Raw genomic sequence first — 11,435 nt, forward strand, 5'->3', positions numbered from 1 at the left:
CCAGTTTGTATTTTTTCCGTCTACTCTAAAAAGCTTTGCTCTGCTCCATTTGGTCATGTTCTTTCTCATTTCTTCGATATTCTGTCGGCAGTTGCCCTATTACTGTTTTGAATGCAGAAGAAAATTTGCTGGCGTTATCATAACCAACTTGACCCGCTATTGATAACACCGTTTCATCTGTTTGAACAAGCAGAACCGCGGCCTTTTGCATACGAATATTGCGCAGATAAGCATAAATGCCAATGTCATATATGCCGTGAAAGCATTTTTTCATAGAGGTAAGCGGAATGGCAAATTGAGCTGACAAATCACATAGCGTAATATGTTCCTGCCAGTTCACATCTACATATTCTTTAATGGCTCTTACTTTTTGCTCTTGCAATTTTGAATATCTCTTTTTGACACTGGTTGCTGAATCAATATCCATACCACACAAAAAAAAGAGAATCTCTAATACTTTAATTTTATAATAACCCAGTCGCATATCGTCTGAAATAGAATATAGCTCAGAAAAAATGTGTTCAAAACTCGGTATATTTCGCATGATAATACAGCTGTCACTGCTTTTCAAAACTTTCCACAATTTTTCAAAATCAATGTAGACGTCATCTAAAATACAAGAAAGACACTTTGGTGCTTCATCCATATTAATTTCAATGCTAGTGCCATAATAATACCCTAAAGGAAAACAAGAAGAATGACAACTGCCATCTTTTATATTGACAGAAAGATCGCCTTTGGTCAGGTAGAGGTGTTCATCACTATCAAGCAGCAGCTCAATTTGTCCTTCGCGGCAATGATTAACTTCAATAAAATTACTCATCGGCATTACATTTTCGCCGCAAGCGTTCATACGCATATCGTTATAAATCAAGCGAATACCAGGAAAAACTTCATAAGCTGTCATGATTCCTTCACCCACTTCATCGGATAATCTATATTGCGTATAAACCTCTGTTTTTTTTAAGATTTGCACGTTGTCTCCGTATAGCTTTCTTTCTTTATCTGTCAATGCCATCTGCTTCTCCCTGTTTATTTCATTCAAACACTGCCTCATGTATGCTTTCCGCCTATTGTTTCTCCGCTTATTTTTAATTAGCAACAGCTAACCCAAGGCTTTAAAATACGCCTTCCACACTATTTTGCCGCTTATAGCAGGAAGGTCTTTCTTACCTAGCATTCATTCTTCGCAATTTCAAACTTATTTAAACCTATTATAACGTATGAAATGCCATAAAGCTATTAGTAATTTAGCCTTATATCGCTTTGCTCTTCAACAAAATTTGAGAATTCCATCTTAAGTACTTGACTCACCTCTTGGGTGTTGGTGTATTCTTGTATAGAGGTGATGATATGCTAGTTCATGAAGTGAGCAAAATAACGGGTCTAACAAAAAAAGCAATTGAATATTATACGCAAAAAGGTCTGCTTACCCCTCCTATTTTAGAAAATGGGTATAGAAACTTTAGCTCCGATGATGTAGAAAAATTGAATAAAATTTCTGTCTTGAGAAAGCTTGATGCTACTATCCAAGAATTCACGATATTTTAAAGGACAGCACAGGAGAATATCTGCGCAAATTTTCTGTAACGAAAGAATTACTATTCCAAAAACAGCAACTGAAACGAGATATTCTTTACCAATTAAGTACAGGCACCAGTTACCGTGATGTTGCCAACCATCTGCAATCCATCGATAATCATGCCACCATAACTGAAAAAATACTCGAAGTTTTCCCAGGGCATTACGGCAGATTTATTTGTCTGCATTTTGCCCGATTTCTAAATGAACCCATTGTTACGGATATATAAAAAAATGCATATCTAAAAATCATAGAATTTTTAGATAACACCCCTTCTCCAGACATTCCTAAAAGTTTACAGGAGTATCTGTTAGAAAACACCCAAGATATAGGAACCGTACAAATGATGGATGTCATGATAGCGACAAAAGAATCCCTTGACAATATTGACGGCTTTTTAAAAGATAAAAAAGATGTTATTGAACAGTATTTGGCAATTCGACAATTAGAAGAATTCAAAAGCTCTCCCTTCGTTCAGATTCAATTATTGCTAAGAGAATTCAACAACAATAGCGGCTACCATGATATATTTATCCCTGCTTTGAAAGAATTAAATTCATCCTATGCCGACTATCACAAACAGCTCGAAATAGCAAACCAAAAATTGATTAGCGAATATCCTGATATAGAAAAAATATTGGGTTTAACAAAATAAATCGCATCAGTCCTCAATAGTAGAAATTCATTTGTGATATTACAAGCTATCGTTGTAGAATCCATGCCATAATCTTCTCCCACAAAAGATTTTTTAATATCTATTAAGAATTAAAATTAATTTGACAAATGATAGCATTAAATGTCGGGCACGATGACATGAAAACTGATACACTATGATTACAGCAGGAGGTTATCGATTGTGGGATGGATTGAGAGCATTGGAGAGGCAATTCAATATATTGAAGAAAATATAACAGGAGAATTGAAAATAGAGGAAGTATCCAAACGGGCATTGGTTTCTCCATTTTATTTTCAAAAAGGATTCTCGATGTTATGTGGTTTTACGGTTGGTGAATACATTAGACAACGCAGACTCACCCTTGCCGGCAGTGATCTTGTTTCTAGTGATGAAAAAATCATTGATATTGCTCTGAAATATGGATATGACTCACCTGATAGCTTTACAAAAGCTTTCACACGATTTCACAGCTTTACCCCTACCGCTGTTCGAAAAGACGGCGCTATGATTAAATCATTGGCTCCCTTAAAAATTAAATTTTCATTGGAAGGCGGTTATATCATGGATTACAAAATAGTAGAAAAAGACTCCTTTACCGTTATGGGCAGCTCTAAGATGTTCAAATACGACAATTCATTTCAAGAAATACCTAAATTTTGGGCAGAACACTATCAAACCGGAAAAGGCCAATTTGTAAACGGTGTTTACGGTGTTTGTATTGACGAAACCAGAAGCTCAGATGAATTTGAATATTTGATTGCCGACGATTATGTTCCTTATAAAGACATTCCCGCAGGTTTTGTCACAAAGGTGATTCCTAAACATACGTGGGCAGTTTTTCCTTGTAAAGGAGCTATGCCAAAAGCTCTACAAGACGTAAACCAAAAAATCTTCTCAGAATGGCTCCCTAACTGCAAACAATATGCCATTGCTGCTGGTTATAACATCGAGTTATACAGTAATCCTATTGATTTCCCGAACGGCAACCAAGATGAAAATTACTATAGCGAAATTTGGATTCCGGTGAAGAAGAAATAACTTGCCTCAAAAAAAGAGAGATGGTTTCAATAAACCATTTCTCTTTTAAATTAAAATAAAGAATTTATCTACAGGGGTTCAGTGTATAATCTTTTAAATCAAATGGATTATCCTCTTATTTTTACCTTGATTTTTGCCTGTTACTCTATCATTATGCCAGACCCATCATCTCTTTCTACAAAGATTGCAGAAAAATGTATTTTTACTCTTGATTTTAACAGAAGAATATGGTAAACTATTTTAGTCGTAATTAGCTGGTGTGGCGGAACTGGCAGACGCCCAGGACTTAAAATCCTGTGATGGCAACATCGTACCGGTTCAAGTCCGGTCACCAGCACCATAACATCACGTCAACGATGATATAATCACAGACGTGGAAGAAACTCCTCTATTAGAGGGGTTTCTTTGCGTTTGGGTGCAAATTGCTGGGGCTATCATTAGAAAATGGACAAACTTGGTAAATCCGAGGGACAAATAGTCGCAGGATTGAGATGCACCCATGTCCGTAAAAGCACACGATTCCTGACAAGCTGGGTGCATTTTAGAAATAGACAAGCAAAAACCACCTTTTCACAGGTGGCTTTTCTGTATCTGTGTGCTTTTCAGTCAGCATAACGCTTACGTGGCACTTCTGCTTGAATTTCTCTGCCATCGCGGAACATGACGCGGACATCATTAAGGGAAAATACCGTGATTTTCTCCACAGTTGCTCGAAATAGAACTTCATCGAATTCGATCAACAATTTTTCTCTGGTGCGTAGTGTGTCCATAAATTGTAGGACTTTATCTCGTCTCACCAATCGCAACTGTTTTTTATCTTCGCATTCTGAAAGCTGATTTTTGACTTCTTCATAACGACTGCTCAGTTCGGAATAATGCTCCATATATTCTTGCTGGTCTTGTAACTGCCGAGCGTTGTCGTAAACCATAAGCTCCAGTTGTGCATAAATTCCAGATAACCGTTCATTGAATATTTGAATTTCATTATCAAACTCTTTCGTGTCAGCCAACATATCAATTAAGGGCTGAAGCGCAGAAATGTATGGTTCTCTATCGCCTAAAATTTGATTTATCGCTTGCACAAAAACTTGTTGCAAAGCTATTTCATCAACATGGGGTGTTGCACAAGGCTCAACCCCACGCTCCTTATATTTGTCGTTACATTGCCAAACGGTGCGCTTGTATTTGCTCGTAGAATTCCATGTTTTTGAGCCATATAATGCGCCACATTCACCGCAGAACACTTTGTCGGCAAAGCAACTGCTACTGCGTTTGGTGTTGTGTTTGCGATTTTTGTCAATCTCAACTTGAACCATCTTAAATATTTCTGGCGACACAATCGCTGGGTGCGAATTTTCTACATAATATTGTGGAACCTGCCCTTCGTTTTTCACCATCTTTTTGGTAAGAAAATCGGTGCAAAAGGTCTTTTGCAACCTCGCATCGCCACGATATTTTTCATTCTGGAGGATACTCATAATCGTGCTGACTGCCCATTTTTCCTTTCCGGCAGGGGTAGGGATTCTATCAGATGTCAAGTTTCGAGCAATTTCTCGAACTGTAATTCCACTTAAATACTCTTGATAAATGCGGCGTACAATTTTGGCTTCACTCTCGACTATTTCCGGGCGACCATCTCCACCTTTTTGATAGCCTAAAAACTGCTTGTAAGGAATGGTTACTTTTCCATCTGCGAAGCGCTTTCTCTGCCCCCAAGTGACGTTTTGGGAAATATTTCTACTTTCTTCCTGTGCGAGAGATGACATTATCGTAATAAGCAGTTCGCCCTTGCCATCAAATGTCCAAATATTCTCTTTTTCAAAGAAGCATTCCACACCTTTTTCCTTAAGCTGGCGAATGGTATTTAAGCTATCAACCGTGTTTCTGGCAAAACGGCTTACGCTTTTTGTAACAAGCAAGTCAAACTCTCCAGCCAACCCATCAGCGACCATTTGTTTGAATCCCTCACGCTTTTTTGTATTGACTGCGGAAATGCCTTCATCCGTATAAATGCCTTTAAAATCCCAATCTGGGTGTTCTGATATGTATTTTGTGTAGTAGTCAACCTGCGCCTCGTAACTGGTTAATTGTTCCTCTGAATCAGTGGAAACACGGGCATAGGCTGCCACTCTTCGTTTGCGAATCAGGGCAGAACCCGGCTGTTGATAAATATCAATTGTAGCGGGAATGACCGTAATATTAGGTTTCACAAGATACCTCCTTTTTCTTTTTTCTGATACTATTTTGGATACTAACGGCTTGTCGTATTTCAGCTGTCCAGCTTTCACTGCGTGAGCGGTTTTGCCACACGGTTTTTTGCTGAGTACCGTCTTTCATTGTGAAAATCAGCTTATGCTTTTCCGGTACGAGAATAGATGAAATGATGTCTAATCCTCCCATTTCAGTCGCTTTTTTGTCTAAAATATTTTCTGGAATCTGCTGACTGTCACAAGCAGATTTACCCTTGGAATTAAAAGTCTCACATATCCAGACGATTTTCTCATATTTGCTTCCTGCATTAGCATGCTTTCGGCGATAAGAAGCACCGCATTTGCCGCACTTAATTAACCCTGTATAAGGATAAATAAGAGGTGCTTTAGAAATTGGCTGGTGCTTTCTGGCACGCCTTGACATTTCCTCTTGAACAGCAGAAAATGTAGTTCTGTTAATGATTGCTTCATGACTATTAGAAACATAAAATTGAGGCAACTGTCCATCATTTTTCATACGCTTTTTGCTGATGTTGTCTTGTACAAAAGTCTTTTGTAAATGCAAATCTCCTACATATTTTTCTTGTGTTAGAATGACATGAATGCCTCGTTTGCTTAATATACAGCCTTGCAATGCAAGTTGTTTTTGAATGGCTAACAGCCCTTTGCCATCAAGGTATAGCTCAAAAATTTGTTTAACAATCTTCGCTTCTTCTGGAACGACTTCAAAAACACCGTTTTTTAAACGGTAACCCAAAAGCTTTCCGATACTGGGTACACCCTCTTGAAAGTTCTTGCGAATACGCCACTTCTGATTTTCGGAAGCACTCAAACTCTCCTCCTGTGCATAACTAGCAAGGATTGTGAGCATAACTTCACCTTCAGCGGACATGGAATGAATATTTTGTTCCTCAAAAAAGACATCCACCCCGAGGTTTTTTAGCTCTCTCACCGATTCTAAGACCGTGACGGTGTTGCGAGCGAACCTTGAGATGGACTTTGTAATAATGATATCGATTTTACCAGAACGGCAAGCTTCCAGCATTTCTTGAAACTGTGGTCGAGCTTCTTTCGTGCCTGTAAGAGCTTCGTCAACAAACACTTGAACATATTCCCAATCAGAGTGCTTGCGTATGTAATCGCTGTAGTAACTGATTTGCGCTGATAGGGAGTGCAGCATTGCTTCCTTTCCACTGGATACTCGGGCATAAGCTGCTACACGTTTTCGCCTTGGCAAAGCAGGAACTAAGCCTTGAATTTGTGTTATTTTCATTTGTATCACCTCTTTTCTGATGAACATGGTACCTCTGAAAGCAAGGTTAATCAAGCAATATGGAGCAAGTATATCCACCAAAGATCTTGGCTGTTATTCTATGTTTTTTGACGTGTGGACTTTCTTTTCCATGAGTCTATATTCTGGATAATCGACTGACTTGGTAATAGATAAATCTTCTCCATATCATCAAATTCTTGCTGTGTAATGATGTGATCTTGAAGCAATTCTTTAAGTAAAGCAATATGAACCCCATAATTGATTTCACGCTCAAGTTGGCTTTTTGTCATGCGGAACCTCCCCAAAACGTGCATTGATGTAGCACTTGCGACAACAATATTTGCGATTTTTTCTACCGTGTGAGTTAAAGGGTTTTCTGCAATAAACACAGATTATATAGGGTGAGTTGCTTTGATTCGACAAATACCTGTGGGTATTCCAATAAGCATTGCGACAAGATTCACAGCAGAATTTTCTCGGCTTTGTTTTCGGTAGTTGTGAGAGGATTTTTCCGCAATGCAAGCATACATCTTTGTTCTGAATGACTTCATTTTTAGATGTTTCTCTGCGAATAAAGGATTTTATTGTGTTTCGTGAAATTCCTGTTTGTTCTGATATCTGTGTAAAGGTGAGATTCTGTTCTCTGAGAAGCTGAATCTGGATTTTCTGCTCATCTGTCATAAAAAATCACCCCCACATTACCCGTTAATACGAGTATATGCGAGGGTGATTGTCCGTTATTATTGCCTATAATAAAGGTGTATCAGTTTTCATTCTTAGACGGCAAACTTTGCATGAGAGCAAAGAAATGTTCAGGTTTGCCAGTGCTAAAATATTCATACCAAGATTCCAGTGTAGTTGACTCAAAAACACCTAAATGCTCAATGATTTGCTTTGACCATAGCAAAGCTCCCGTGCTGCCTGCAGTAATCAGGTTGTTATCCGCCACAGATGGCTTGTCTATATAAAAGCTTTGCCCCTTGTAACTTTGGGAAACCATTTCAAGAAATCCTTGCCCATTGCTGGTATGCGAACGGTTATTGAGTAGACCATAGTTTGCAAGAGCAGCGGTAGCCCCACAAATTGCACACACCGTACCATCTAAAGAGAGTAGTTCGCTTGCTTTTTTGGTGATAGTGCTATGTTTGGGATTATTCCATGTATCTGCACCCGGCAATAGCAATACGCTTGTGTCGCTCACAACAATGTCATCAATTAAGCAATCAGGCACTATTTTAAGTCCTCCCATTGTATGGATGGGCTCTTTGGAATAACTAACTGTTTTAAGCGACACAAGAGGTGCTCCTTTTTTGAAAAAACGACCAGAATTCAGCTCTGCAGTAACATCCCCCAGTTCCCAATCGGCTAGAGTATCAAGAACATAAACATAGATTGTACTCATAAATTTTCTCCCATTTTTATTATTTTATAGACTTGCTTGCTTTTTTATTATATCGTACAATTGTTGACAACATCATGGCAAGAATATATAATGATAATAAGGAGTTTTGAAAGGTAGTCACGAGATGAAAATTGATAGACTTATCAGCATTATTATGATACTTCTTGAAAGAAAGCGAATGGGAGCACAGGAATTATCGGATATGTTTGAAGTTTCCCCACGCACAATCTATCGTGATATTGACACGATTAATATGGCTGGAATCCCCATTTGCGCAACATCAGGCGTGGGCGGTGGCTTTGAGATTATGGAAAAATACAAGGTTGATAAAAAGACTTTTTCCACCTCAGACCTTTCCGCTATTTTAATGGGGCTGTCCAGTCTTTCGGGCATGATTCGAGGAGATGAGCTTGTAAGTGCCCTTGCAAAAGTGAAAAGTTTTATCCCTGCAGAGAGATCAAAAGACATCCAGTTAAAAGTAAATCAAATCTGTATTGATTTAAGTCCGTGGATGGGCAACGGCAATATACAACCATATTTAGAAATAATCAAAACAGCGTTGCAGGAAAGTAGATTACTTTCGTTTGAATATATAGCTCACCACGGAAATAAAACTTCACGGACAGTCGAGCCGTATCAGCTAGTGCTCAAAAACAGTAATTGGTATTTTTGTGGGCATTGCTATGAGAGAAATGATTTCCGCTTATTCAGACTATCCCGAATGTCAACTCTGCAAATACAAGAAAAAACTTTTGAACCACGAGCGTATCAAAAACCACAGTTGGATTTTGCTGACATGCTGGCAACTATGCAAACGAAAATTAAAATTCGTATTCATAAATCAATAATGGACAGGGTACTTGATTACTGCTCTTTTGAAAATTTTTATCCTAACGGAGATGATTATTATGTTGTAGATTTTCCGTTTATCGAGAACGACTACCACTATTATATTCTTTTGAGTTTTGGAAACAAATGCGAGTGTTTAGAGCCGCAGCATGTCAGGCAAGAATTGAAACGTAGAATACATGATATCGCTGCCATATATGATTATTAGAATGTCTGAACACGAAAACTATTTCCTGTCATATTAAAATTGCACTGGCATATACCATTAATACGCGTATATGCCAGTGCGGCTCTCAAATATTTTAGAGATCTAGTTTCATCGCTATAATGCTAATTGACTAAATTCAAATGGTTTTCCATGACCAGGGTAAACCGTTTTAATATCGTAGTTTTTCAACTTGCCGATATTTGCATTTAACACCTTGAAATCATTTGCATTCGGTATGATTTCAGGTTTTTTATTGTTCGCCAACAAATCGCCAGCAATGAAGTCGCCATTTTCAAATAAAATACCGATAGAACCAGGTGTATGACCGGGAATATGTATCGCTGTTGCATTGAATCCATACGCTGAAAAATCAAATCCATCTGATAATAAAATGTCTGGTTTGAACGTTTCAAAAGCTGAAAGGAATTTCTGTGTCGCTCCAGTGATTGTCTTTTTCATCATCTTAAAAACCAAGTTTAACACACCAGAACGATAATGATAGCTTGCCATATAATCATCTAACGTAGGGTTTAAAACGAGATACTCATCGTCTTTGTGCAACGCTATTTTCGTATTAAATAACTTGCTAAAGTACAGAGCATTGGCGGCATGGTCGTTATCCCCATGCGTAAGAACAATCAGATTGAGGTTGTCTGCATTACAACCGTTTTTTAGTAGTTCATCTTCTAAGGCTTGTCGACGATTGTTAAATTCTTTGTCCATAACAATGTGTCCGCCAGTATCAAATAAAACAAACCCGGAATCTGTCTTTGCTAAATAGCAATTGACTCCACCTAAATCAATACATACAATTTTGTGTCCCATAATTTTATCCTTCCTTAATTAAAAGCTTTAAGCTTTTTCCTTCTCTGATATGTTTGCACCATTCAATAGCCTTTTGAGTGATATAAATGCCATAATACAACGTTGAAAGCTTATAGTAAAAATCCTCTTTATTCGGGAATACATCAAACTGTTTTTCTAGCTTCTTTAGTTGACGTAAATACTGTGCGTTGTTTTCTTCATATTCAAGCAGTTGAACATCTCTTGTTTCTTTTGGCAATTTATCGAAAAAGTAGACCTTTGCAAGATGACTATTCACACCTTCACCAATTGACATAGGTGATGAAACCCATGTATGAAATGCATCTTCTCCACTTTCGGTTATGGAATAGTAAATTTTTTGACGATTACCCTCAGGTTTTTCCTCTGTTGTTAAAAATCCATTTTGCGAAAGTTTTTTTAAGGTGGGGTACAATGTGCCATAGCTTGCTTTGTAAAACACGCCAACACCTGTCTCTATACGTTTTTTCACCTCATAACCAGTCGAACTTTGCTCTAATATCAACCCTAAAATTATTTTATCTAACATGAAATCCTCCGCTATAATATATCTGATAGATATATTATAGCGATATATTGAACTGTTGTCAATGGGCTTACATAGTTTTTATGTCGCCGACGTTTTCTCCGCCAGCACCTCAATATACATCCCTCTACTACGCACGTTCTCAACACTAACAATCTTAAACTTCTCACTACCACAGCCAATCTTCATAGCCGTGGTAATGGTTAAATTCGGTATAACCCGGAATTGAAACAAACTCGTTGCTTTCGACCATACCGCTTGATTCGCCCAAAAGGTACTACCATGGCGTTCTTCACGATAGGCACGAACACTTGCCACAACCACATCAGTCGTGACAACAAACCCATCAGGGTCTTTCACTTTTTTTGTTTCAATAATTGTTATTGGTGTGTTCATTTTACCAAAGCTCATCTCATACCAACCATTCCCGATCCAATCGCAGCAGCATATTTACGGTATCCCAAACTTGCCTCCCAGCTTGAACAGAATCAGCGAAAAAGCCGCCTGTTGAGCCATCTCTGCTCTCATAGAAATGGCTTGCAAGCATGACAATTGCCTGTTCTGTGGTGGGCGGCATATCTTTTTCAAGATAAGTGCCATTTGGGATATGTTGATAACTTTCCGCATAATTGACCGCAGCTTTGATGTAATTTTCAAGTAATTGGTCGTCTTCATCATGGGATAAAATAAGGTTTTTCTTTACTTTCTCAAGTAGTCCCTCTATCATGTCCCAGCACCCATTTTGAGGATTTTCACAGCTTCAGGCAAAATGAGTTTGCCGTCAACACGCTGAGTGGCAATAAATCCACGCTGCCCTGTAACGGCATA

The 11,435-nt window shown here is 38.3% G+C and carries 13 protein-coding genes and 1 tRNA gene; 5 read left to right on the forward strand and 9 right to left on the reverse strand.

Going from position 1 to position 11,435, the window contains the following annotated elements; all coding sequences use genetic code 11:
- Nucleotides 1-25 precede the first annotated feature (25 nt).
- Nucleotides 26-1,018: a helix-turn-helix domain-containing protein gene (locus CS931_RS04520; RefSeq protein ID WP_159459735.1), complete on the reverse strand. Its 993-nt coding sequence runs from the start codon at nucleotides 1,016-1,018 to the stop codon at nucleotides 26-28.
- Between the two features lie 335 nt (nucleotides 1,019-1,353).
- Here CS931_RS04520 and CS931_RS04525 point away from each other — a divergent pair, with 335 nt between their 5' ends.
- The 4 genes from CS931_RS04525 to CS931_RS04540 all read left to right on the forward strand — a co-directional run bounded on the left by CS931_RS04525 (nucleotide 1,354) and on the right by CS931_RS04540 (nucleotide 3,636).
- Nucleotides 1,354-1,551: a MerR family transcriptional regulator gene (locus CS931_RS04525; RefSeq protein ID WP_099204542.1), complete on the forward strand. Its 198-nt coding sequence runs from the start codon at nucleotides 1,354-1,356 to the stop codon at nucleotides 1,549-1,551.
- A gap of 374 nt (nucleotides 1,552-1,925) precedes the next feature.
- Complete coding sequence (locus tag CS931_RS04530) at nucleotides 1,926-2,237, forward strand: hypothetical protein (protein WP_099204543.1); 312 nt, start codon at nucleotides 1,926-1,928, stop codon at nucleotides 2,235-2,237.
- 201 nt (nucleotides 2,238-2,438) lie between these two features.
- Nucleotides 2,439-3,296: an AraC family transcriptional regulator gene (locus CS931_RS04535; protein WP_099204544.1), complete on the forward strand. Its 858-nt coding sequence runs from the start codon at nucleotides 2,439-2,441 to the stop codon at nucleotides 3,294-3,296.
- Nucleotides 3,297-3,549: 253 nt separating this feature from the next.
- Nucleotides 3,550-3,636 (forward strand) — tRNA-Leu (locus tag CS931_RS04540).
- A 262-nt stretch (nucleotides 3,637-3,898) separates the two neighbouring features.
- Here CS931_RS04540 and CS931_RS04545 read toward each other — a convergent pair.
- The 4 genes from CS931_RS04545 to CS931_RS04565 form a co-directional block, all read right to left on the reverse strand.
- The gene (locus CS931_RS04545; RefSeq protein WP_099204545.1) at nucleotides 3,899-5,506 is read right to left on the reverse strand and encodes a recombinase family protein; all 1,608 of its coding nucleotides are present in this window, start codon (nucleotides 5,504-5,506) and stop codon (nucleotides 3,899-3,901) included.
- The gene (locus CS931_RS04550; protein ID WP_242964895.1) at nucleotides 5,496-6,779 is read right to left on the reverse strand and encodes a recombinase family protein; all 1,284 of its coding nucleotides are present in this window, start codon (nucleotides 6,777-6,779) and stop codon (nucleotides 5,496-5,498) included. Before CS931_RS04550 ends, CS931_RS04545 begins: the two co-directional genes overlap by 11 nt.
- 98 nt (nucleotides 6,780-6,877) lie before the next feature.
- Entirely contained in the window at nucleotides 6,878-7,069 is a 192-nt protein-coding gene (locus CS931_RS04555; protein WP_099204546.1) for an SHOCT domain-containing protein, read from the reverse strand.
- Between the two features lie 473 nt (nucleotides 7,070-7,542).
- A complete protein-coding gene (locus CS931_RS04565; RefSeq protein ID WP_099204548.1) occupies nucleotides 7,543-8,181 on the reverse strand; it encodes a type 1 glutamine amidotransferase family protein in 639 nt (212 codons plus the stop codon).
- A gap of 124 nt (nucleotides 8,182-8,305) precedes the next feature.
- On the opposite strand from CS931_RS04565, the gene CS931_RS04570 reads away from it, so the two are divergent.
- Nucleotides 8,306-9,238: a helix-turn-helix transcriptional regulator gene (locus CS931_RS04570; protein ID WP_099204549.1), complete on the forward strand. Its 933-nt coding sequence runs from the start codon at nucleotides 8,306-8,308 to the stop codon at nucleotides 9,236-9,238.
- Nucleotides 9,239-9,352: 114 nt separating this feature from the next.
- On the opposite strand, the gene CS931_RS04575 is transcribed toward CS931_RS04570, so the two are convergent.
- From CS931_RS04575 to CS931_RS04590, 4 genes are all read right to left on the reverse strand, one after another.
- Nucleotides 9,353-10,063 (reverse strand): MBL fold metallo-hydrolase, encoded by a 711-nt coding sequence (locus CS931_RS04575; RefSeq protein ID WP_099204550.1) that lies wholly within the window; start codon nucleotides 10,061-10,063, stop codon nucleotides 9,353-9,355.
- Nucleotides 10,064-10,067: 4 nt separating this feature from the next.
- Nucleotides 10,068-10,610 (reverse strand): PadR family transcriptional regulator, encoded by a 543-nt coding sequence (locus CS931_RS04580; protein WP_099204551.1) that lies wholly within the window; start codon nucleotides 10,608-10,610, stop codon nucleotides 10,068-10,070.
- A 78-nt stretch (nucleotides 10,611-10,688) separates the two neighbouring features.
- On the reverse strand, nucleotides 10,689-11,018 hold the full coding sequence (locus CS931_RS04585) for a head-tail adaptor protein (RefSeq protein WP_099204552.1): 330 nt from the start codon (nucleotides 11,016-11,018) through the stop codon (nucleotides 10,689-10,691).
- A gap of 1 nt (nucleotide 11,019) precedes the next feature.
- A complete protein-coding gene (locus CS931_RS04590) occupies nucleotides 11,020-11,334 on the reverse strand; it encodes a head-tail connector protein (RefSeq protein WP_099204553.1) in 315 nt (104 codons plus the stop codon).
- Nucleotides 11,335-11,435 lie beyond the last annotated feature (101 nt).

This window comes from Scatolibacter rhodanostii, from assembly GCF_900197595.1.
Classification (GTDB): domain Bacteria; phylum Bacillota; class Clostridia; order Oscillospirales; family Acutalibacteraceae; genus Scatolibacter; species Scatolibacter rhodanostii.